Annotated in this window: 18 protein-coding genes and 1 pseudogene; 14 read left to right on the top strand and 5 right to left on the bottom strand. The window is 38.0% G+C overall.

Features of this window, described 5'->3' with window-relative positions:
* Positions 1-352 precede the first annotated feature (352 nt).
* Positions 353-1360: a LacI family DNA-binding transcriptional regulator gene (locus tag CXF79_RS13385; RefSeq protein WP_011043460.1), complete on the bottom strand. Its 1008-nt coding sequence runs from the start codon at positions 1358-1360 to the stop codon at positions 353-355.
* A 122-nt stretch (positions 1361-1482) separates the two neighbouring features.
* On the opposite strand from CXF79_RS13385, the gene CXF79_RS13380 reads away from it, so the two are divergent.
* The 8 genes from CXF79_RS13380 (at position 1483) to CXF79_RS13340 (ending at position 13481) form a co-directional block, all read left to right on the top strand.
* A complete protein-coding gene (locus CXF79_RS13380) occupies positions 1483-3906 on the top strand; it encodes a GH92 family glycosyl hydrolase (RefSeq protein ID WP_269801465.1) in 2424 nt (807 codons plus the stop codon).
* A 63-nt stretch (positions 3907-3969) separates the two neighbouring features.
* Positions 3970-6510, top strand: coding sequence for a GH92 family glycosyl hydrolase (locus CXF79_RS13375; RefSeq protein WP_101155479.1), 2541 nt, complete (start codon positions 3970-3972; stop codon positions 6508-6510).
* Positions 6510-7796 carry a sugar MFS transporter gene (locus tag CXF79_RS13370; RefSeq protein WP_011043457.1) on the top strand — a complete coding sequence of 429 codons (1287 nt, stop codon included), beginning with the start codon at positions 6510-6512 and terminating at the stop codon, positions 7794-7796. The genes CXF79_RS13375 and CXF79_RS13370 overlap by 1 nt, the downstream gene beginning before the upstream one ends.
* On the top strand, positions 7793-8803 hold the full coding sequence (locus CXF79_RS13365) for a carbohydrate kinase family protein (protein WP_011043456.1): 1011 nt from the start codon (positions 7793-7795) through the stop codon (positions 8801-8803). Before CXF79_RS13370 ends, CXF79_RS13365 begins: the two co-directional genes overlap by 4 nt.
* Positions 8803-9978: an AGE family epimerase/isomerase gene (locus tag CXF79_RS13360; RefSeq protein ID WP_101155477.1), complete on the top strand. Its 1176-nt coding sequence runs from the start codon at positions 8803-8805 to the stop codon at positions 9976-9978. The genes CXF79_RS13365 and CXF79_RS13360 overlap by 1 nt, the downstream gene beginning before the upstream one ends.
* Before the next feature lie 198 nt (positions 9979-10176).
* Positions 10177-11811 carry a basic secretory protein-like protein gene (locus CXF79_RS13355; RefSeq protein ID WP_101155475.1) on the top strand — a complete coding sequence of 545 codons (1635 nt, stop codon included), beginning with the start codon at positions 10177-10179 and terminating at the stop codon, positions 11809-11811.
* A gap of 213 nt (positions 11812-12024) precedes the next feature.
* A complete protein-coding gene (locus CXF79_RS13350) occupies positions 12025-12498 on the top strand; it encodes an energy transducer TonB (protein ID WP_101155473.1) in 474 nt (157 codons plus the stop codon).
* A 527-nt stretch (positions 12499-13025) separates the two neighbouring features.
* The gene (locus CXF79_RS13340) at positions 13026-13481 is read left to right on the top strand and encodes a GNAT family N-acetyltransferase (protein ID WP_101155471.1); all 456 of its coding nucleotides are present in this window, start codon (positions 13026-13028) and stop codon (positions 13479-13481) included.
* An 88-nt stretch (positions 13482-13569) separates the two neighbouring features.
* Here the strand turns inward: CXF79_RS13340 and CXF79_RS13335 are convergent, their stop codons facing one another.
* From CXF79_RS13335 to CXF79_RS13325, 3 genes are read right to left on the bottom strand one after another with little or no spacing between them, the layout of a single operon-like run.
* Entirely contained in the window at positions 13570-14724 is a 1155-nt protein-coding gene (locus CXF79_RS13335; RefSeq protein ID WP_101155469.1) for a lipocalin-like domain-containing protein, read from the bottom strand.
* A gap of 7 nt (positions 14725-14731) precedes the next feature.
* A complete protein-coding gene (locus tag CXF79_RS13330; protein WP_101155467.1) occupies positions 14732-17158 on the bottom strand; it encodes an FtsX-like permease family protein in 2427 nt (808 codons plus the stop codon).
* Entirely contained in the window at positions 17142-17795 is a 654-nt protein-coding gene (locus CXF79_RS13325) for an ABC transporter ATP-binding protein (RefSeq protein ID WP_011043448.1), read from the bottom strand. The genes CXF79_RS13330 and CXF79_RS13325 overlap by 17 nt, the downstream gene beginning before the upstream one ends.
* A 175-nt stretch (positions 17796-17970) precedes the next feature.
* On the opposite strand from CXF79_RS13325, the pseudogene CXF79_RS23915 reads away from it, so the two are divergent.
* The 5 genes and pseudogenes from CXF79_RS23915 to CXF79_RS13300 all read left to right on the top strand — a co-directional run.
* A pseudogene (locus CXF79_RS23915) lies at positions 17971-18385 on the top strand (transposase); the annotation flags it as partial.
* 232 nt (positions 18386-18617) lie between these two features.
* Positions 18618-19292 (top strand): class I SAM-dependent methyltransferase, encoded by a 675-nt coding sequence (locus CXF79_RS13315; RefSeq protein WP_101155465.1) that lies wholly within the window; start codon positions 18618-18620, stop codon positions 19290-19292.
* Between the two features lie 87 nt (positions 19293-19379).
* Complete coding sequence (locus tag CXF79_RS13310; RefSeq protein WP_198560062.1) at positions 19380-19952, top strand: SDR family oxidoreductase; 573 nt, start codon at positions 19380-19382, stop codon at positions 19950-19952.
* 847 nt (positions 19953-20799) lie between these two features.
* Entirely contained in the window at positions 20800-21480 is a 681-nt protein-coding gene (locus tag CXF79_RS13305) for a hypothetical protein (RefSeq protein WP_101155463.1), read from the top strand.
* Between the two features lie 53 nt (positions 21481-21533).
* Positions 21534-21866, top strand: coding sequence for a YdeI/OmpD-associated family protein (locus tag CXF79_RS13300; RefSeq protein WP_101155461.1), 333 nt, complete (start codon positions 21534-21536; stop codon positions 21864-21866).
* A gap of 45 nt (positions 21867-21911) precedes the next feature.
* Here the strand turns inward: CXF79_RS13300 and CXF79_RS13295 are convergent, their stop codons facing one another.
* Entirely contained in the window at positions 21912-22418 is a 507-nt protein-coding gene (locus CXF79_RS13295) for a peptide-methionine (S)-S-oxide reductase (protein WP_101155459.1), read from the bottom strand.
* Between the two features lie 358 nt (positions 22419-22776).
* On the opposite strand from CXF79_RS13295, the gene CXF79_RS13290 reads away from it, so the two are divergent.
* Positions 22777-24672 (top strand): TonB-dependent receptor plug domain-containing protein, encoded by a 1896-nt coding sequence (locus CXF79_RS13290; protein WP_101155457.1) that lies wholly within the window; start codon positions 22777-22779, stop codon positions 24670-24672.
* The last annotated feature ends 168 nt before the right edge of the window (positions 24673-24840 follow it).

Raw genomic sequence — 24840 nt, 5'->3', positions numbered from 1 at the left:
GACGATTATATCGTATTAAATTTTTTATTATATTAAGTGGAACGTTCCGTTATGACAGGTTAACTATTAATCCTCGTTATTTCAGGTAAAAGGGAGTAAACTAGCTAAAATAAACAAAGGATAATTGGAACGTTCCAACCCGTAAGGTACCCTTATTTTGTAAATAGTCAAAGATTATTTGTGATTTTTTGTGTGAATTTCACTCAAAAAAGTGAGAGGAAAACACTTATTTGTAGTATTTACAGTCAGTAAGAATAAAAAATAGGCTTTAGTATGACGCTATACTTTTGATAGCGAGACACAGGATAAATTTGGGATTAGCTTCAATATGGCAAATATAAAAATGAACTTGTTAACTTGAATCTCGTTCGATTAAGTCAACGCCAACCAATATTTTGTTTCGATTACCATTATTAATATTCGTTAGTATTTGGCAAACAGCAATTGCAATTTGATTGGCATCAACATGGATAGTGGTTAATGCAGGTGACATTAAGCGAGAGTCTTCTAAATCATCGAAACCAACAATCGCGATGTCTTTTCCTGGCTGTCTTCCTGATGCTCGAATTTGTTCTATTGCGCCATAAGCAATGACATCACTAAAGCAAACAACCGCTTCAATATCTGAGGTAAGAGTCAATACTTCTTTCATAGCACTACGACCACCATTACGAGTCGTATTAGATTGAACGCAAAGCTTCTTAGAAAAAGGTACTTTAGCCAGAGTCATAGCCTCGATATAACCCGATAAACGTTGATGGTAATCTGAAATACTTTCGTTTCCACCAATAAAAGCAATCTTTTTATACCCCTTCATTATCAAGTGCTGGGTTGCCAACTTTGTACCAGTGAAATTATCAGGAAGTACAGTAGCTACTTTTGCACCTGCAATTTCTCGCATTATATGTACAACAGGAAAGCCTTGTTCAACAAGAGAGTTAACCCAATCAGCAGAGGTATTAGGTGCTGGACAAATAATAAAAGCAGCCACATTATATTCTTTTAGATTACGTACTAAAGATGTTTGGGTATCTACATTTTCAGCACTGTTTACTAACATGGAAAATAAGCCCATCTGACGAATTTGTTGCTCTAATCCAACGGCCAGTTGAGCAGAGTATGGGTTCTTTAAGTCGTTAATTACAATAGCAATAAGATTAGACTTTCTACTCCGTAGTGAAGCCGCATCCCTATTATAAACGTAACCTAATTCATCTATCGCTTTTTCTACCTTTTGTTTAGCTTTACTACTTACCTTGCTACTCCCGGTTAATACTAATGAAACGGTGGACTTTGATACCCCTGCTTTTTCAGCTACATCAATAACAGTGACACTTTTTGGCTTTTCGCTACGACTCATTATACCTATTCCCTGTTGAATAATTTTCTATTATAACTTTAAAGTTATTGAATTGTAGCTAATCTAACGTTATATTGATACGCAATTGGAACGTTCCAAAAATATAAGAGGACAGTCGTAACATGAAATACTTATCCAACGACATGAGTACATTAAAAAAAACTTCTCGTGATTGGGCATTAAATACAGTTGCTGTTATTAGCCTATTGACGGCAATGCCAATGTTAACCCATGCAGAAGAAAGTTCAGCCATTCAAGTTAACGATGTAACCCAATGGGTAGACCCTTTTATTGGTACTGGAGGAGATGGACACACATTTCCCGGCGCTGTTGTTCCTTTTGGCATGGTGCAATTAAGCCCTGATACTGCCGCAGTAAGTCGAGGTAGTGACCCACAAAGTGAAATATACAAGCACAGTGCAGGTTATCATTATGATGATAAAACTATCACGGGCTTTTCTCATACTCATTTTAGTGGCACCGGTCATTCTGATTTGGGTGATTTACTTATTATGCCAATGACAGGAAAAGCTCATGTGGAGGCGGGTAGTGAGACTGACCCAGATTCAGGTTACCGCTCTCGCTTTAATCATAATGCAGAAAAGGCTTCGCCAGGTTACTACTCCGTTGAATTAAGTGATTATAAAATTAAAGCTGAATTAACCACAACAGCTCGAACGGGCATGCACCGCTATACCTTTAAAGAAAATGAGCAAGCACATGTCCTACTTGATTTAACGGCTTCTATCTATAACTTTAAAAATAAGGTTATCTGGAGTGATGTGCGAGTTATTGATAATCAAACCCTATTGGCATACCGTTCTACCAATGGCTGGGCAAAACAAAGAGATATGTATTTTGCGATCAAGTTCTCTCGCCCATTTGACAGTATTGAATTAATTAACCAAGACAATTCACGTTATCGCTGTAATGGCTGCCTGACAAAAAAAGGCAGTAAACCTTCGACTATTGTTAACTCTGCTATTCAATATACTGCTGGTAAAGCAATTAAAGTGCTAACACATTTTAAAGATGCTAATACAGAGCCATTAATGGTTAAAGTCGGTTTGTCAGCCGTTAGCCGTAAAAATGCACTGGAAAATTTAATCACTGAAAACCCTGGCTGGGATTTTGATGACGTTAAACTTCAAGCGAAAAAGCAATGGCAAGAACAATTATCTGTTGTGCAAGCAAAAGGTAAAAAATCTGAAAAACGCCAGTTATATACCGCGCTTTATCATGCTTTACAGGCACCTTCTATTTATCAAGATGTTAATGGTCAATATCGCGGTGTTGATGGTGAAATCCATCAAGCAGACGGTTTTGAAAATTACACCTTGTTTTCTTTATGGGATACCTATCGCGCACTACACCCACTACTAACTTACATTGCACCTGATAAAGTCCCTAACATGATTAACTCAATGTTGGCACATTATCAACAGAGCTATGACAATATGTTACCTATTTGGTCTTTTCAGGCTCACGAAACCTGGACTATGATTGGTTATCACGCTGTATCAGTAATCGCTGATGCCTACTTAAAAGGCATTCGAAACTTTGATAGTGAACTTGCCTTAAAAGCAATGACAGATACCGCTAATAATCCTAAATATGATGCTATTCCAGAATACATTAAACGTGGCTATGTTCCTATGGACAAGCTTAGCGAATCAGTATCTATTACCTTAGAATACGCTTACAACGACTACACGATCGCACGTATGGCAGAAGCAATGGGCAAAAAATATATTGCAAAAACCTTTTACCAACGCGCACAATCTTATAAAAACCTATTCGATCCTAGTGTTGGCTTTATGCGAGGAAAGAACAGTGAAGGCGTATGGAACCCTGATTTTGATGCAGAAGACGCTAAGTTAATGGGGCCCTTTACCGAAGGTAATAGCTTCCAATATACTTTTTACGTACCTCATGACGTAAACACGTTAATCGATTTGATTGGTGGAGACAAAGCCTTTGAAGAGCGTTTGGATTTATTATTTAATAAAGAATTAAGTCATGAAAAAATTAAAGAGCATGAAGATATTGCGGGCTTAATTGGACAATACGCACACGGTAATGAGCCAAGCCATCATATTGCTTACCTTTATAATTACGCAGGTAAACCTTGGCGTACACAAGAACGTATTCGTCAAATAATGGATACCTTATCATCTGATCAGCCCGATGGTCTTGCGGGTAATGATGATGTTGGACAAATGTCAGCATGGTATGTGTTTTCAGCCATGGGTTTCTACCCAGTAGCCCCAGGTGATTTAAGTTACGCCATAGGCGCGCCGCAATTACCCGAAATATCGTTGAATCTTGCTAATGGTAAAACGTTCACCGTAAAAGCCAATAAGCTTTCAAAGAAAAATAAGTTTATTAAAAGCGCACGATTAAATGGAAAACCGTTAAACCGTAGTTTTATTACTCATGATGACATCATTAACGGCGGCACCTTAACATTTGTTATGTCAAACATACCAAATAAACATTGGGGAATTGAGACTAAAAATCGCCCAACCTCAATGAGCACTCATTAAAAAACACTTTGCCTGAACCTATTGAATAAATAACCCAGCTTTTAGCTGGGTTAAGGATAAAATATGCACACTTTTAAAGTTACAGCGACGTGTTTACTAACACTTGGCTTATCAATCTCAGGCTGTAATAGCCAAAACAACAATGCTGACAATGAAAATAAAACCAGCTCAGCGCCAGAAGAGTGGGTTAGTAACCCTGTTGATTACGTTAATCCTTTTATTGGCACTGAAGGGGTATATAACCACCGTCAAGCCGCTAATGTTGTGCCTGGCGCTGTGGTGCCTCATGGTATGTTTAACTTTGGCCCTGAGCATGCTTATACCAAAGATTTACTCAAAGAAAGCGAGCGCATGACCAAGCAAGTGCTCGGCGAAAAAGGTCGAATTCCTGTGGGGCCAGGAGGTTACAATTATGGCGCAAGTCGAATTAAAGGATTCTCATTTACGCGCTTATCGGGTACCGGCTGTTTAGGTGCCTCGGGTGATATTCCTGTATTACCTTTTACTTCTGCTATCAAACATTCGCCAGATACCGATATGCTAGATGCTTATTACAGTGCAGGCTTTACTCACCAAAACGAAACAGCAACACCAGGTTATTATCAGGTAAAAATGGATAATGGCGTTGATGTTGAATTAAGCGCAACAACCCGAACGGGCATTGCACGTTTTACCTTTGATAATCCAGAACAGGCAAAATTACTGTTTAGAAGCTCATATTCTCAATTAGGCAGCGGTGATGCCTATACCAAAATTGATCAAGAAAAAGGCGAAATAACAGGTCACGTTACTAGCGGTAATTTTTGTGGTTATTTAGGCGAATTCAACCGTCGCGATTATTACACTTTACATTTTGTCGCCAAATTAGACGTGCCAATTTCAGGCACCGGTGGTTGGCAAGACGACACAGTTACTAAAAATAGTGACAGTGCTAAAGGTGGCATGGGATATGGTGAAAAAGGTATTCCTAAATTAGGTAAAGGCTCTGGTGCTTGGGTTGATTTAGATCTCTCACAGCAAAAAACAGTAACCATGACAGTCGGTATTTCTTATGTCAGCTTAGCCAACGCACGTGAAAATTTAGCTAAAGAGCAAACAGAAACCTTAGTTAACAGCTCACAAACTAAAGAAAAATCTTTTGAAGAAGTAAGAAAAGAAGCTTACCAAACGTGGAATAAAACTTTGGAGAAAGTTAAAGTTGTTTCTACTAATAAAGATAAGTTAACCACGTTTTATACTGCGCTATTTCATTCACAATTCCACCCTAATGTATTTAGTGATGTTAACGGCGAATATTTAGGTTTTGATCAAAAAGTTCATAAAATTAATAATAAACAAAAGGCGCAATACGCAAATTTTTCTGGTTGGGATGTTTATCGATCGCAATTGCAACTGGTAACGTTGCTTGATGCTACCCGTGGTAGTGATATTGCTCAATCGTTATATAACCAAGCTCAACAATATAATGGTGTTTGGGACCGTTGGACCCATAACTCTGGTGCTACAGGTGTAATGAGTGGTGATCCATCTACCATTGCTATCGCTAACTTTGCTGCCTTTGGTGCAACCGGTTTTGATATCAAAGGCGCATACCAGTCTTTACTCAAAGCGGCTAATGAACCAACATCATTTGATTTAAGTGATGAAGGTTGTCCTGTATTTTGTCGAGGACAACATCCATCACTCGATCAATGGCAATCCATTAATTATATTTCGGATCAATCAAATAGCTGGGAAGGTGCATCAGAAACACTTGAACAAGCGTCTGCTGACTTTGCCTTATCGCAATTAGCCAGCAAGCTAGGCGATAACGCATCATCACAAGCACTATTAACACGCTCAGGCTACTGGAAAAACCTGTTCAACCCACAGGCAACTAAAGAAGCAGGTTATATTCAAGGACGTAATAAAGACGGTACTTGGAAAGCTGATTTTGATGCAAACAGTGAACATCTATTTGTTGAAGGTAGCCCTGCACAGTATTTATGGATGATACCTTTTGATGGTAATGGCCTGAAAGAGATGGTCGGCGGTGATAAAGTGATGGCAAACCGCCTTGATAACCATTTTCATAAACCTGATGGTAGCTGGGTTTTATTTAGAGATAGCGCCACCTATTCTGACGTGTCTAACCAGCCATCAATTGCATCACCTTGGATGTACTTATTCACCGGACAAGCATATAAAACTCAAGACACTGTGCGGGCAACCATTGACTTATTATGGAATAACACCACTAAAGGCATCCCTGGCCAAGATGATTTAGGTCAAATGTCTTCTTGGTATGTTTTTTCAGCGTTAGGCATATACCCATTATTACCAGGTCGTGCTGACATGGTGCTAGCAAGTCCTATTTTCTCAAAAACAAAAATAGGAAATTTAACAATTAATGCGCCAAATACGTCAAGTGAAAACCGTTATATTACAAGTTTAAAAGTAAATAATATTGATAGCAGCAAGAGCTGGATTGACGATAGCTATATTTCAGCTCCCGTTAAACTAGACTTTGAGCTTTCATCTGTGCCAAACACCCAATGGGGGGCTAAGACTGCTGATAGACCTCTATCATTTTCAACGGATAATTCGGCAGTAGGAGATAAATAATGGCGGGCAATATTCCAACAGCATCAGTAAGTCATCAAACAGGAGCCGATGAAAGTTATCATTTTGCTTTTGCTTCGATGACAACACTCTTTTTCATTTGGGGTTTTATTACCGCCTTAAATGATATTTTAATACCACACCTTAAGGCAGCATTTGACCTTAATTACGTGCAAGCAATGTTAGTACAGTTTTGCTTTTTTGGCGCCTATTTTATTATGTCGCCGATTGCGGGAAAAATAATCAGTAAAATTGGTTACTTAAAAGGCATTATTACCGGACTGTTAACTATCGCCGCAGGTTGTAGTTTGTTTTATCCTGCCGCAGAAATTGGTGTGTATTGGGTGTTTTTAGCGGGACTATTTGTACTTGCTTCAGGCATTACTATTTTACAAGTTTCTGCTAACCCTTATGTGGCATCACTAGGTAAAGAAAAAACGGCGGCCAGTCGTCTTAACTTAGCACAAGCGATTAATTCATTAGGTCATACCCTTGGGCCAATATTTGGTAGTGCGTTAATTTTTGGTGCGGTAGCCCATACAGAGGTGATTGATGCAAAAAGCGTACAATTACCTTATTTATTACTGGCTGGAGCAACAATATTAGTTGCGATAGGTTTTAAGTTTTTACATTTACCCGTGATACAGTCTATTGCCGAAACGCCTGACGATAACGCGAGTGACGGTAAATCAATTTGGCAACAAAAACCACTGCTTTTAGGTGCGCTTGGTATCTTTGTATATGTTGGCGCTGAAGTATCTATTGGCAGTTTTTTAGTCAATTATTTTACCCAAAAAGATATTGCTGGTCTCACAGAAAAACAAGCCGGTGATATGGTTTCATATTATTGGGGCGCTGCAATGATTGGCCGTTTTGTTGGTGCTTACTTAACGCGTATTATCAAGCCAAGTTATGTACTTGCCTGTAACTCCATTCTTTCTATGACATTGCTTATTGTCACTATGTCGAGTAGTGGTCACTTCGCCATGTGGGCCGTGATTTCGGTTGGTTTCTTCAATTCTATTATGTTCCCAACTATTTTTACCTTAGCCATTCGTGGCTTAGGACCGTTAACGTCTAAAGGTTCAGGTTTGTTATGCCAAGCCATTGTTGGTGGAGCTATTCTACCGTTAATTCAAGGATATGTTGCAGACATTAGCTCAGTTCAAGCAAGTTTTATTGTGCCTGCATGCGCTTATATCTATATCTTTGGCTATGCACTTTACACGGCAAAGTATCGTGCAAATCAAAAAAATGAAATCACCACTCCAGTAGAGGCTAATCTATGAAACCCGTTATTTGTTTTGGTGAAGCCTTAATAGATTTTCTTAATACTGGCTCTCAAGAAGATGGATGTTTAACCTTAAATAATTACCGCCAATATCCAGGTGGAGCACCTGCAAATGCCGCTGTTGCTGTTTCAAGGTTAGGCGGGAAAGCGTTTTTTGCCGGTCAAGTTGGTGACGATGCATTTGGTGATTTTTTAATTAATGCACTGCACACGTATCAAGTGGATACTCAATTTGTCAGTAAGCATCCACATGCAAAAACAGCTTTAGCTTTTGTTTTATTGGATGAAATGGGGGAGAGAAGCTTTTCGTTTCACCGTCACCAAACTGCGGATCTATTATTTGAAAAGTCACAAGTAGATGAAATTTGGTTTTGTGAATCACCTATTTTTCATTTTTGCAGTAATACCTTAACGGAGAAGGATATCGCTGATTGTACAGAGTATGCGGTAGAGCGAGCGTTAGTGCATGGAGCAATTATTAGTTTTGATGTTAATCTTCGTCACAATTTATGGGCAACCGGAAAAGTGTCTATAAGTGTCGTTAATAAACTGGTTAAGCAAGCACATGTTTTAAAATTCTCTTCAGAAGAACTAACCTACTTGGCACAAGGAAATATTGAGAGTTATATACAAAGTTGTTTCGATGCAAATTGTCAATTATTGATAATAACTGATGGCGAAAATGTTCTCACTTACTATACTGCAGCCATTTTAGATGCTATTTCCCCTCCTAAAGTTATAACCGTAGATACAACAGCGGGTGGCGATGCTTTTATTGGCGCTTTGTTATTTGCTTTGAGTCATTTTGAACAACTGACTGAATTACTTGATGACAATGAATTGTTGAAGCAAATCATAAACTTTTCTGCGAGTTGTGGTGCACTTACCGTTACCAAAGCTGGGGCATTTCCAGCGTTGCCTAATTTTGAGCAAGCAGTTGCTTTTGTTAAAGAGCTAGGCTTGAAACAAACGCAATTATTAGATATTTTTTCCCGGAGCCGTTGATGAATTTTTATGATCATTCTTTTTTAGTCGAGCACTGCAAGAGTATTCTCGATTTTTATGACCATGGTGTATTAGATGAACATGGAGGCTATTTTCAAAATTTTTATGATGATGGCACAACCTTTAATAAAGGTTTTAAACAATTAGTCAGTAGCACCCGGATTATAGTGAATTACGCTACGGCTGCCAGCATACTCAATAACCCGAAATATTTAGAAACCGCACAGCATGGTTTAGATTATTTAGAACAAGTACATTGGCAAAGTGATAGTCAAAATTATGCTTGGACTTTACAAGATAATAAGCCACTAGATATGACACAACAAGCCTATGGTTATGCCTTTGTATTACTGGCCTATGCGGCAGCGCGTAAAGCGGGCATGATAAAAAAAGATGACAAGTTAAATGATGTCTATCAATTGCTTGAAGAGCGTTTTTGGCAGGCTGAATATGGTTTATATGCAGATACTCTTAGTATTGATGGAGTCTTATCTGACTACCGTGGCCAAAATGCGAATATGCATATTTGTGAAGCGATGATTTCGGCCTATGAAGCAACGAATAACTCAGTATTTTTAAGGCGAGCAGAAGTTATTGCAGAAAATATTAGTTGTAAACAAGCTGCGCTTACCAATAATTTAATTTGGGAGCACTACACTAAAGATTTCCAACCTGATTGGTTATATAACAAAGACGACCCTAAAAACCTTTATCGTCCTTGGGGGTTTCAACCAGGACACCAAACCGAGTGGACAAAACTATTATTACAATTAAACAGTCATGCGCCGCAAGACTGGTTAGTAGTAAAGGCTCAGCAGCTATTTGATGGCAGTTTTGATAAGTCTTGGGATGATAGTCATGGAGGCCTAATCTACGGTTTTGATCCTGAAGGCAACTGGTGTGACGATGATAAATACTTTTGGGTGCAAGCTGAAAGCTTTGCTGCCGCGGCTTTATTATATAAGGCAACAGACAACTCAAAATATTTAAAACATTATCAATCACTGTGGAAATATAGTTGGCAACACTTTGTTGATCATCAGCATGGAGCATGGTTTAGGGTTTTGCATCGTGATAATTCGAAATACTCTAACGAAAAAAGTGCAGCTGGGGCTAAATGTGATTATCACACATTGGGATCTTGTTTTGAGGTTATTAAATCATTACAGCAGTAATGGTTTAACTTCCATTTACTCAAAATAATATAAACCCATTAATAAGGGGAGGCCAAATGAATACCGTCAGTATTATCAGTATTTTATGTTGTGATGCTTGGTTTGGTTGTAGGTATTTATGGAGCGTTATTTATTCTTATAGTTAAAGTGAATCGCAATAAACCTTAAAACAACTTAACCAGAGACAAGAGAAATAAGATGAAACTGATAAAAATGCTTACCATGGCTGTTATGTCCGGGGGGCTAGTTGCTTGTGTTACAGCAGATAAATTAGAAAGAGAAGCAACGCAGGAGGCGGTATCTGCTGCGTCGGTTAACTTTCTTGATTTACCTTTTTCAACGACAACAGAGCATAAAGATTCACCTACGACAGAAGGCGTTAATAATCTGTTCGATGGAGACAAAGGCTCTAAATTTTTAGCAATGCATAAATCGGCCTGGGTTATTTTTAATACTCAAAAACCTAAAGTTCTTTCCAGTTATCAGGTTACCTCTGCTGGTGACGCGCCAGGTAGAGATCCTAAAGAATGGATACTTGAAGCTTCTAATGATGATACACATTGGACAACCATTGATACTCGAGGCGAGCAGAAATTTAATGGTCGAGGAGTCACGAACGAATACCAGATTGCGGGTAACACAACAAAGTATTCTCAGTACCGATATCACTTTACTCAGACAAAACCGACGACCTGGGGTGATACCTACTTACAAATTGCAGAGCTGGAGCTACGAGGTATTACTAAAGAGCCAGTTGCGCAGTTCTCGGCATCGGCAACCAAAGTTAAGTTTGATCAAGAAATTTCTTTTAAGGATGAGTCACCTAACTCACCAACAGAATGGCATTGGACTTTTGAAAATGCTACGCCTGCCACCAGTAATGAAAGAAACCCTAAGGTGGTCTTTAACAAACCAGGTGGCCATGATGTAAGCTTAACTGTTAAAAATAAATTTGGTGCACACACCAAGCTTAATAAGCGTTTTGTTGTTTCTTACGATCCAGCTAACCCTTGGCAAGGTTTTCACTATCCAAAAGTAATACTGGCACATCAAGATACTAATTCGGAAGGTTTTAAGCGAGTCAATCGAATTGTTCCTGACTTAATTGGAGCAATTAATGAGGTCTCTCTGGAGGTGTGTAAAAATCTTTATCGCAATATTACTGAAGTGCCTGAATTTGATACCGTGACTTTTCAGTATAACTGGAGTGACGTGTTAGCTGCACGTGGTGGCTCAGGTAAAAATATGCAGCTTTATTTTAGTACTCGATATCTGCAATATGCCCTAGCTGATCAGCCTGACGATGCTGTAAAATATGAGATTTACGGTGTATTCTGGCATGAACTTGTACATGGTTATCAATCACAGCCAGAAACTATTAAAGATCTATATGCGTCTGGTCATGATTATTATGCGTTTCTTGAAGGGGTTGCTGATCTGGTGCGTATCAGAGGCAGGCATCATCTAACTCGTTCACCGGATACAGGAAGCATTAATCGACAAACTCAAGTCAATGATCGTTATCTTTCGGGTTATACAACAACGGGATTTTTCTTAAATTGGATTGCTGATAATTATGATTCAGAGTTTACTTACAAATTTAATCAGTCACCACTAAAAATTAAACCTTGGAGTTTTAAAGTAGCAATTAAAGATATTCTTAATGAAGATGTTGATGACTTATGGAGTAAATACACGGTTTATGTGGAGCAATATAATAAAAAACATCCGAATAAAAGGTTAAAATTACCTGAATGGAAAGGGAAGTCAAAGGTGTTAACTAACCATAGAAATATGAAGAATGAAAACAGGGCTCGTTCAAATAAAAATTAAAAAATTTTCTTTACGCGATCTGAGCTAGATAAAAATTTAGCATCTGAAAAAATAAGCGACGATGAGATTTTATTTTAATCTTATTAAACAGTGCTACTAACAAGCAAATGAACTAGGACTATAAATAGTTGGCCACTGATCGTGCCTCGCTGATTTTAGCTAACAATTTTTAGCCTGTTATTCTGGCGTTATAAATGCAAGGAAGTTTCAGCTATGAAAAGTAATATTAGTATTCTAATCACTATTCTTATTATGAGTGGGTGTTCATCAACAAAAGTGGAGAATGAGTATTCGGATTTATCAATCACTCATAACGAAATTCAATCTTCGAAATGGAGTCAACTAGATCGATTTCCTGCTAGATATCCAAAAAAAGAGGTGATGAAGTCTATTGAGGGCTGCGCAACTATTGAATATGTAATAACACCACAAAATGAAGTTAAAGACATAAATGTAGTAGCTTCAACAAGCAAGTACTTTGCTAAAGCAGCTGAAAATGTAATTCAAAACTGGAAATGGTCAGAATTACCTAAAAGCATTCTCACTCAGCCAGTAAAAACGCAAACTCGATTTGATTTCTGTTTTGACAAACCAAATCAGTCTTGCTCATCTATCACACCAAAATATTCATGTCCAAGCGAAGATATCATCTATTCCACTGGTATGCGTATAAAGGTAAGTGGGTAATGTATTTATAACACATATGAGCCTAACTCTAGAGTCGTATGCCGATGTTAGAGAGCTTTTAAAAGAATTTGAAGCTCAAGGTGTTAACATAATACAAAATCTATTACTGGTGCAAGTGGTCCTTCTAGTGTTTCTATTCAAGACCCAGATGGTAATTCGATTCTAATTGATCAGCACGTGTAAACAACCCTAGTATCAAGTTTGAAGTGCGATAAAAGTAGTTGTAACTCTATGGCGCTTCGGTGGCGAAAGCGAGATAGAAAAATACTGCTAATGTCAGCTATCCTTGAAGAAAGTGGACATAATATTGGTGATAATTGACATGAAAATTAGGACCGTTTTGTGGCATTAGCGATATTGTTTATGTAATAGAAGTCCAAACCATATTGCTACACATGTGCTACAAATTAAATAAAAATCTCAGGCTGTATTTAATTAAGTTATTGGTTTTAATAAGATAAATACATAATTGATAAGTCAGTGTTAGGATGTTATATTTTTGTACTTAGTAAATTGGGAAGCGAAAAATGACATTAGTTTATCGAAGAGCACTGGATTCTGATTTAGATATATGCGCAGAAATTCGAGGTGCTACACGAGACAACTCAATCGATAAGGATACATTAATCGCAATCGGTGTAACTACTGAAATCTGGTCACCCAAATTGGAAAATGATACTTATATTGGGATGGTGGCATTAGATAAAGGTGAAGTCATTGCTTATTGTTATGGAAATACTCAAACTGGCGAAGTACTCGTATTAGCAGTATTACCCGAATATGAGGGGCACGGTGTTGGAAAAAAATTACTATTTCTGGTTGTTGATTGCCTTTTCTCTCAAGGCTTAGCTGAGCTTTGGCTAGCAGCGGGTGTAAATTCAAATATTAGGGCTTACGGTTTTTATAGGCATGTTGGCTGGTTACCAACAGGAAAACTTGATGATAGTGGCGATGAGATTTTACGATACAAAACAAAATCCTAAGTACTATTCGCGCTAGTTGCCTAATGTCTTCAGTGTAGCATTGAGCAACAATAAGAAACCCCGAAAGAGCAGTTGTAATGTCTGGGGTTTAGTACCCAGTTATCTCAGCATACCCCTTACCATTAAAGCCTCCTGTTGCTTTAACTCGGCCTTCCCAATAGGGAATAGTTAATTTATTGCGCGAATCTTTGGTGATACTTTCAATAATAATGTCAGGGGTATTAGGTAATTCAACTTGCCACTTGCTTGGATAGTCGTGGTTATCTATCGTCACGGTTTCAACGACTGACAGCTTAATACCTTCTTTTGAAATATCCGTTGCTTCACCATCGGGCGCTATGCGCGTACCGCGGCAATAATCATAACTGTTTCCGTTACTGAGCCCATTATTGTCTCTGCTGCTTTGTTCTTCTTTTGGTTCAGCTATTGGATCCGCTCTGTTTTTGTTACCTCGAATACAAAACAACATTAGTCCTTTTGAATCTGATTCTTCTGCTTGCGAGTCGACTAGGCTAAACCAGTCCCAACCGAGTTGATTCTTATCGAGTAAACTGGCGGACCATTCTCTGTCATACCAGGCATTACCTGTCGCTTTATAGGTTTGTCCGGCAAACGTTAAACTACCTTTTACCTTTAGAAAGGGATAACTAAAGTAATAGGACGCATGGCCGCTTTGCGTTTTTTGGCTGTAACCATTGTCGCCATGCAATGTCATTGGGCTATCGCTTAAGGTTAACGCTATTTGGTAATTGTCATGTGCTGCAGTTAGCTTCAGTGGTAAAAAGTCTTCATTGATACTGTTCAATTGCCAATTATCAATGGCGGCGTTAAATGGCGAACTAGTCACTTTTGCTTGGCCCGCTCGTGAAAAACGTTCAAAGGCAACATGCTCTTGGTTATGCTGCATAGCAAAGTGGGCAAAATATAGGTTGTTATCCCACCATGTAGATTCAATGTTGCTCGGCATCAAGGTGCGAAAGAGTGTCCATTGAACACCAAAGGTTTCACCTGTGTCACTTTGCAAATTAGCGGTTAAATACCACCATTCAATGCCTTGTTCAGCATGAGTGCCATGATCCTTGGGAAAGGTTAATTCAGTGCCTCTTGTTACTGGCTTACCACTGGACATTTGTAATGCAGAGGGGGTCGACTTTTGCTCCACAGGCTCACAAGCACTGAGTAAAAAAGCAAAACACATTAAAACAAAGCTGATGAGTAATTTTTTCACTACCTGAATTTTCATCACTAGGTTATAGCTCCTTTGCTTCTAAGTTGGTTAGTTTTCGTATCGGTAAATAAGCACATAACACGGAGACACCAACCAGTGTTAAACACATGATGAGTAAACTGGTTAAATCTAAACTAAAGTGAATGGTCCAGCCAAACGCGATAGGCATTACAAACTTTAATAAAGCAAAACCAAGGGCAAAGCCTAGAGGAATAGCAAATAGCGCGGTAAATAACACTATGCCTCCGGTTTGTAGTAGCTTCATGGTTAATAATTGCTGCTGTGTTACCCCTAAGTTTCGTAATATGGTTAATTGTTTTAGTTGATTAACACTTAAGCTTAATAGGCTAGTACACAGACTTAATAGGGCAATAGCGAGAATAAAGCCATTAAGCGCTTTAGTAACAACAAAGGTATCGTCGAATAAAGCATTAGCTATTTGTTTAAATCGTTTGTTGGGTAAAATTAGTGTGCTGTCTTGTTTGAACTCGTTCACTAAACGCTCACTAAATGTAACAACAGTGGTGCTAGTGTTTAGGCGAATTGAATAACCAATAAACTCTGTATTCAGTGTTGCTGAATTTTGTCTTTTTTCCAAGGTAAGTAGCGATATACTTGGATTGCCATAATCATAAAAGAAGCCGGTTATGCGGCAATTAAAGTGCGTAGAGTTTTGCTCAAATACAGCCACATCACCTAAAGAAAGACCAAATTTAATGTTACTTTGTTCATTAGCCAAACAGCCTTTATCCATAAAGTTTTTATCACTGATGGGTGAACCAGATGTTAGCGATATTTGCTGATAATGTTCAAAGCTTTCACCAAAACTTGAAAGCTTTGCAGGTACATTATTTACCTTGCCTTCGCTTTTCATATATATGCTTAGCTGTGCAACTTCAGGCAAGTGACTGAGTGTTTGTCTTAGGTTGTGATCGATTTCATTTGAACGCAAATAAATATCAGCACTTAGTTGTTTTTCAAGGTGTGCATTTAACGTGGTACTAAAGCTTTTCACCATAATTTGCATGCCTATGGCACTACCAAGGGCAACTAAAATGGCAATAATGGCAATATGTAGATCTTTTATGTGGAATCGCGTATCGGCATGTAGCCATTGGGCTAACGGATTAGATAGTGTAAAAGGTAATGCGACCAAACCCGATAGCGCTTTAGGCACCAGTAATATGAACAAGACCAATAGGGTAAAACACAGCAATAACGCTTGGTATTCGTTGGTCGCGTAATTAAGTAGCCAAATTAAGCCTACCGATGTACTCACCAATAAGGCGTAAAATATCAATTGGACTTTACTGGCAACTTGTTTGGCTTGTGTTAACAATATTACCGCTAAGGCAGATATATTCAGTGCAAAACCCAATAAAATATTAGTCCACTGCCAATGGATAACAAGCGCTTTATCAAGTTGATACAAACCCACCAAAGTACGATTTACATCAAGCACTAATCCATTAGCAATGAAGTAGCCGCCTAAAGTGCCTATAAGCGCGGTACAAAGACTAACAATAATAAGTTCGATACTAAGGCTAAGTTGAATACTTAGCTTGGTGCAGCCTAACAGCTGCATTTGCTTAATCAATTTTTGTCGAGCCGTTAGTGTGAGTTTTATCGCGTTAAAGCTCAAAAAGACCGCAACAATATAACCAAGCATGGCAAGGGCGGTAAGGTTAAAAAAGAACGCTTGTGACAGTACATCAAAGGACTGTTGTTCGGCATCAATTAGCTGTGCTTTCCCTGCAATCAACTGTTTTATTTGAACTACTTGCAGCTCGGTAACATGCGACAGCTCAATAAAGCTTAATTGTCCTTTAGCTTCTAGTAAATAATCTGCATGAGCAATATCAGTAATGGCCCAAAGCCCTACATTATCCATTAAACGGATGTCTGGTTGAACTTGTCCATTTTTCAAGACAAATTGTGCTTGGCTACCTGTTTTAGTTTGAAGTCGACCAGCAAATTGTGAATCTACTAACAAGGTAGACAGGGAAAAGTGCGAAGGTGTTTTATTGTCGTTTTCATCAGCTTGTTGGTATTGCGAATTGTTTTGCTGCAGTTGATTCACCCACAACAAAGTATCTACACCTTGAATTGCCAGCGTTTTGTCGTCATTGGCTTTTAATCTACCGCGTAAAACAGGCTGTGCATTAATAAAGCCCTGTTGCCGTAAGTTTATCCAAAGATTACCATCAATAGTCTGTTTTCCCGTGAGCGGTTTAATTAAATGCGTGACGGGGTTATTGATTAATGCAGAGGAATGTTGATAACGTGTTTTGGCTTCTTGATTAAGCCCCGAAATGGCGGTTAATAGAGCGCTGCCTAAACTAAATCCTAAAATAAACAAGGCCATCAACCAAGGATGTCGTCGATAAAACGCGATATGGGTGGTTAATATAATTTTGATTTCATTAGTAAAACTAGTCAAAACGACCATCTCTTAACACTTTAACTTGATCAAAATAATCAGTTAATTGATGACTATGAGTCACCATGACTAGGTTAATTTGTCGTGCATGGCATAACTCGGTAAGTAGTTTAACCACTTGGTGCGAACGCTTTTGATCTAAGTTGCCAGTAGGCTCATCGGCAAAAATAATTTGAGGTTTGTTAAGTAGGGCTCTGGCGATACCCACTCTTTGTTGTTCACCACCTGACAGTTGATGAGGCAGGGCATTAAGCTTATTTTGTAGCCCTAACTCATTGACGAGATGGTCAAACTCACTCGCGGCTTCACCTGGAAAATTTAGCTTGTGCTGGAATAAAATATTTTGTTTTACGGTGAGGCAATCAAGCAATTGGTAATGCTGAAATATAAGCCCAATTTTACGGCGATAAAGCGCGAGTTCTCGCTCATTAAGCAATGATAACTCTTGGTTGTTAACACTGACTGAGCCGCTATCTGCTTGTAGCAGGCCTGCCAAAATGTGTAAAAAGGTGGTTTTACCTGAGCCACTATCACCAAGTAATGCAAGATGTTGTGCTTCGGGTATAGACAAATCTAGCTTATTTAAAATGCTTTGTTTGTTATCGCCATCATTACGAATGAAACATAAATCTTTTACTTCAATCACGGTAACTCCTTGTTAGCCTATGGCATTTTAGCGTGAAAATGTCTGTTATGTCATTAAAGTTAATGTAGAAAGCGCCGTATCTCGTTTAGTTATTAACGTTGGCAAAAAACGCGTTGGGGTAACCCGTTTACGTAAACACGATGATAGTGTCGCTATAAGAGGAGCAGGGCACATTAGCTCTTTTATTAGAACAAATCCACTGTTTCAATTCAACGAAACCTACGCAACAGAAAAAGAGAAACGGCGATTAAAGCGCAGTAAAGGTAGAGCTAAACAATTAAGTAGTGATGATTTTTACTTTGATAAAGACACTGAAACCTGCCGTTGTCCAGCGGGCAAGGACATGTGGTTACAGAATCATTTTATCAATGTTGCTGGAAAAAGTTACACCCATTTAACTAGCTATTTAAAAGACTGTAAGGTTTGCCCGCTGCGACGACAATACAGTAAGCGACTAGGCACAATCGAGCCTGTATTTGGTAACATCACCGTCAATAAAGGCATGAATAAATTCACTTTGCGCGAATACCCAGTGGCAGATGTATTGCTTGGTTCATAATATAGAGAAGTTAAGAAACAGCCTATACTAAGGGTACCCCCTGTTCACCCCATAAAATAATCTCAAAAGACAAAACAAGTTAAAAACCAGTCATTATTTAATGCTCAGAGATGAGAAAATAAAAAGCGCCAAAAACGTAGACGTTTTGATTGTTTAAAAAAACCAATGCCGTTAGAGTGTTACGATTAATAAATAATATAAAAACTAGTAATTCTACAGACTCGTTAGGTCTCAGTATTTTCCAAATAAAAAGGATATTTCAGATGGAAACTGTTCATGATATTAATGCCAAAGCATATAAAGCTGTAAGCGTTTACAGTAAGACTTTATTGTCTATTTATGATGTATATGTATTCAAATGTGTTTCACCCATTTTCTTTAGGTGCCCATCAAAGCTCATAGTTGAATTTTATATAAATAATGTATCTAAAAATCATCTGGAAGTGGGGGCTGGTACCGGTTTTTTGTTAAAAAAATGTCGCGCTTCTGGAATAATTAAAAATTTATCTCTCCTTGATCTTAGCGAAAACTGCTTGGAAGTTACAAAAAAAAATATTAAGCCAATAGATGTAACGACATATAAAGCAAATATATTGGAGCCTTTACCTCTACAAAATAGGCAATTCAAAAGTATAGGCTTAAATTTCGTATTGCATTGTGTGCCAGGTAATTTCAAAGCAAAAGGTTTAACTCTATTAAACTTGGGGGACTATTTAACTGATGACGGTGTTATTTTTGGTTCAACAGCTATTTATGATACTGAACAGAATATTATGGCTAAATTGGTGATGAATGCATATAACAAAAAAGGTATCTTTAATAACAGACAAGATAAAAAGGAAGAATTAGAAGAAGTTTTACGAAGTGGCTTTAACAACGTAGTAATCACTCAAATTGGTAACGTTGTTTTTTTCAAGGCAAGTAACAGAAAGAGCTAACAAATTAATTAATAAATAATATAAAAACGAGTAATTCTACAGTCTCGTTATGTGCAATCACTGCTCAGCAGTAATCTATGGAGATAAATGATGGAACGCATATTGGTAGCAGGTTCAACTGGATATTTGGGTAAGTTCATTGTTAAAAACCTTATAGCAAAAAATATGCGACCTGTTGCTTTAGCGCGTAGCTCAGAAAAGCTGGATGAATTTCAACAGGATATTGATATATTCGAAGCTGAAGTGACCAGAGCCTCTTCTTTAGCTAACTGCTGTGATGGAGTAGATGTTGTCATTTCTTCATTAGGTATAACAAGGCAGAAAGATGGTTTGTCTTATATGGATGTCGATTTTCAAGCGAACTTAAACTTACTTATCGAAGCTAAGCGTAGTGGTGTTAAAAAATTTATATATGTATCTGCTTTACATGGAGACAAACTTAAACAACTGAAAATTTTTACAGCCAAAGAAAAATTTGTTAAAGAGCTGAAAGAATCAGGTTTAGATTATTGCGTGGTGAGGCCAACAGGATTTTTCTCAGATATGACTGAGTTTTACAATATGGCTAATAAAGGTAGGATTTATTTGTTTGGTAATGGAGAATATAAATCAAATCCTATACATGGAGATGATTTGGCTAAGGTGCATAGATACAATTAGTAACGTTGAAAAAGAGATTCTAGTTGGTGGACCTGAAATTTTCACTCAAATTGAGCTTGCAGAAGTTGCATTTGAAGCTGTAGGAAAATCGGTCAAAATAACATTTATTCCTAATTGGGTACGTATTTGTTTATTAAAATTGTGTAAGGTATTTTTGAACGACAAGCGGTATGGCCCTATTGAGTTTTTCTTAAATGTATTGGTTATGGATATGACTGCACCTAAGTTCGGCGTCCATACATTGAGCCGACACTTCCAATCACTCAATGAAAAGTAAAAGCATATACCTGTGATTATTGAAGACACTTGATTTTATCTTCAATAATCACAGGTATAGAGCAGCCAAAAAGTACACAATCCCGTTACATCGGAGTATTACCAACTCTAATCCGAATCAATTTAGAACAGATAATGTCCGTTTTGTGGTTTGAATTCAACCGATGCCCGTTACTTTATGTCCGCTGATACGACCAGAAACTGAGATAGGAGCTTGAACTATGCTTACTTGGGTTCACTACGAGAACACATGAAAAGTGAATTAGCTTCGTCTATTATTCTGAATATAAAGGGTAGAATGCAATTTTTTTAACCGATAATTTACACCATATTTATTTTAATTTTGCAGTAATTCTAATTTAAATTTTAGTTAGCTCTGCGTTGCGGAAGAAGGGCCAATAATAGTTGCCCAAACACTATAGAATCTACACTTACTAACACTTTCTAACAATGATTGACAAAAAAATAACAAAAGTATCATATTGATTCATTTACCTTTCCCTAATAATGCACCGACTGAAACATAAATCATTTTGACTTTAAGCTCAGTCAATTATTTTGGAGAATTAATTTGAACAACGTACTACAACATGGAATAAAAACGGCACTAACTATCGGTCTAATTATTGGTGTGACCGCTTGCGATGATGAATCAGCAATAGATAAAGTGGTTGATAAGATGGATAAAAAATATAGTACAGAGATCAGTTATATTAACGCTGTTAATGCTTCAACCACTTTTTACGCAAAAAGTAACCTATATACAAGAGGTGTTTACGATAGTGACTTTAAAGTCGTTAATTTACTGGAGAATAAAGTCAGTAGAAAAATAGATCACAAGTGGTCCAGCCATGGTCATAAATTCGAGTTTGCGATAAAAGATACAAACAGTGGTGCGCGTACAGCGGATGTTAAATATAATGTACAAAATAAAGGGAAATACTGGGCTATCGCTTGGATGGATAATAACAGTGATGTATTAAGCATATTTGAAATGAAGCCATCGAATCAAAACGATGTTTTTAGAGTACGAGTTTTTGCAAACACAGCTTTAAGCGTAAAAATATTGGGTAGTGATGCTGACTTTACCGAGACCATTGCTGGCGAAGTGAGTGAAACTTACACTATAAATAATTGTGCCGATCTTTATGTGGGGGGGAATGAAATAGATTTATGCCAACAAGGTGACTTTGGGCAATCATATTTGGTTGTCGTTGATAGTCAGGGCCTGATTACTTACGGTAAAGAATAAAATGCTTAAATGTTCTCGGTATGTCTAGCTTTGTATTTGTTAAAACAGTGTGATTGACCTGGAATGATGTTGTAATAGAGGTTTTATGCTGGGGTTGGATTGACGGTATTAAGAAGTCAATTGATGAACTAGCCTATCTTCAGCGCATCACTCCCAGAACAACCCGAAGTAACTGGTCTAAAAGGAACACGGAGCATGTTGAATGTTTAATAAGTGAAATGGAAGTGCCTGCAGATTTCGTTGCCGCAGCTGAAAGCCAGCCGAGAGTGAAAGCGTTTTTTGAAACGCTAAATAAATCGAATCGTTATGCTATAGCTTACGGAATGATAAGTGCGAAGAAACCCGAAACCAGGCTAAGGCGGTTTGCAAAATTCATGAACATCTAAATCAATAAAATTGGGTATTCAAATCGTCTGCGGTCCTTTTTTTAACTACTTGTATTTATGTAATATTTTTTTAGGAATATGACAATAGTCATTGGGGAACCGAGTTAATCTTTCTTGGTGTTCCTCATCGCTTTTCACATAGTTTAGCAATGGTAAAATTTCCACTACAACCTTATCTGCATCATCGCGACGTGTAATATACCCAATAGCCGCTTTGAGGTGGCTGCTTTGTTTGCTGTATATTCCAGTTCGGTATTTCTTTCCAACATCCTCGCCTTGCTTATTGATGCTGTAAGGGTCAATTATTTCGAAAAAGTAACTTATAAGTTCAATAACATTGACCGTGTTTGGGATGAAGATTACTTCTACACATTCAGCATAACCATCATAACTGCTCTTGGTTGTATTGGTTAAGCCATTAGCTCGACCTGCTTCTGTTGCAATAACGCCAGGTAGGTGCTTAATAAACTCCTGTACGCCCCAAAGGCAGCCCCCAGCAAAATAAATAGTTTCTGGTTCGTGGACATCATTCTTAGTTTGTTGTGTTTTCATATTTGGTCTTAACAAAACCTACTGATTATTGTAATAGCGGATAAATCGTCATCACTCTGGTTGTTATGTGTTCAATTGTAAATCATTATTAAGTGAGAATGGCTATCATGTATAAAATTGTACTTCGCTAAGATATAATCTGAATTAACATACGATTACTACCTTTCAGCTGAACCCTACCCATATTACGATATTTTCGTGAAGTTGTTCCAATATTTTAAACCCGACGGTATAACACAAAGATTAGTAATAACTCTTTCTGTAAGCTAGTCATGTGGTTTCTTGAGCAAGTGAGTGATTGAGTGAAAAACAATCGTTTTTACAGATAGATAAAACAGTGTAAATAGAGAACATTAACATGATTCGAGTTGTACAAGTTGCTTTGCCCGCTTTGTTATTTAGCCTATCGACTGTTTCATCGGCATCCGATGAAATTCATGCAGTAAGTGATGAAGTAAGCACTAAAGTAAATGAAGATGTCAGTAATGATATTGAGAAAATCACGGTTGAAAGCTCAACCACGGCTAATACTAAGCCTGTGGGAACTTTTGGTTCGCCAGTTTCTAATTTAGAATATCACCCACGCGTTGATCTACAGTCACGCAATATGGCAGAAGCTCAAGCTGATGTAACTATTCGTGGTGGTATTTTCGAAAATACTGGCTTTAGGGTTGGCAGCGCGACATTACTTGATCCGCAAACTGGACATTACTTTGCAGAAATTCCTATTGCTCAGGAAATGTTAAGTAATGCTAATGTACTGACTGGTGCAGATAATGCGCTGCTCGGTGTTAATAGCTCGGTAGGGACGGTTTCCCGCAACTGGACACCAATAAAAACGGCAGGCAGTGCTTCAATTGGCGCAGGTAATAACAACTTTAATTTACAACGAATACACAGTGGTGTGAGTATGGCACTGGGTGATTCTACTGATTGGACTCTTGGTTTAGAAGGTGAATTCTCTCGCTCTGAAAGTGATGGCACGATAGAAAATGGCGATCATGATTTTCAACGTGCCTCTGCTCGTATTCAGTTAGTTGGGCCTTCATCACAGACCGATCTGTTTTTTGGTTCTCAAGACAAATTTTTTGGCTGGCCAAATATGTACACGCCATTTAATGTTAATGAAACTGAAGATCTTGAAACACAACTATTAATACTTAATCATAAACAGGAATATGCGCAAGACAGCACATTTGAAATTTCCACTTACTATCGTAATAACAAAGACCATTATGTTTTTTCCCGTGAAAACCCTGATATCTTTGAAGCTTTTCACGAAACTGATGTTAAATCGATAGCGTTATCCGGTCGCCATGCCCAAACAGCATCATTTGCACTGAATTATTCAACGCAGTTTATAGCAGACAGTATTAAATCAACCACGTTAGAAAATAACTTTACTTCTCGTCATTATTACAAGTTCAGTGTATTACCTGAATACCGAATGGATCTACAAAATGACCAAGCGTTAACTGTCCGTCTCGGCGCGGCTTTTGATGATACTAATCGAGACGATTCTCAAGTATCACTGATTGGTGATATTACGTGGGATACAATCAATGCTGACGATACTTCTCAAACGATTTATCTCTCTTATGCAGAAGCCAGCCAAGTAGCCGGTTATACGGCTATAGGTGGTAGTGATAGTGGTGGATTGTTTAGAAGTAATTATAATCTTGAGCGAGAAACCACTAAAAACATCGAACTAGGCTTGGTATTAGATCGCGAAACTTGGCGCCTTGATTCTGCTATCTTTTATCGACAAGATAATGACTTAACCGATTGGACTTATAGCTTGAGTTCAACTTCTGCTCGTTCAGCAAACCCGGTCGATATAGATACCTTAGGTTTAGAACTACTTGCGGTAAAGCGTTTTGAAAACTCAGAAATAATCACTAGCTACACCTTCCTTGAAAAATCAGAAGATTATGGCGCTGCGGATATAGATGCTAGCTTTTATGCATTGAACTTCCCCGATCATCGGGTAACATTAGGTGTTATTTGGCATCCTAGCGACATCGTAGAAGTTCGTGTTGATAATGAGTGGCGCAAACAAGAAGAAAATATTCTACGAAACGGTGACGACGATGCTCTATTCACACACCTTTCATTAAAGGTTTCTCCTTCACAGATTAAAGGTCTAGATATTGTGCTTGCAGCAGACAATCTTTGGGATGAATCTTTTGAAGAGATACCTGGTACGCCAGGTCGTGGTGAACAATACACTATCAGTGCTACTTACAACTGGTAAAATACTTTTCATCAGCCCCAGTTTATTGGCTGGGGTCATTTTAATACTAATTTGATTAAGTTAGTTCCCAAAGTTCAGTGAGGATAAAAATTCAAGAACAAGGCGCTTGATTGAGTAATAGCAGGCTATTGCGATTGAAAGCAACGCAGTTATTGGGTTTTTAGACCA

This window comes from Colwellia sp. Bg11-28 (assembly GCF_002836245.1).
GTDB classification, from domain to species: domain Bacteria; phylum Pseudomonadota; class Gammaproteobacteria; order Enterobacterales; family Alteromonadaceae; genus Colwellia; species Colwellia psychrerythraea_A.
This window is presented reverse-complemented; position numbering and strand designations above follow the sequence as displayed.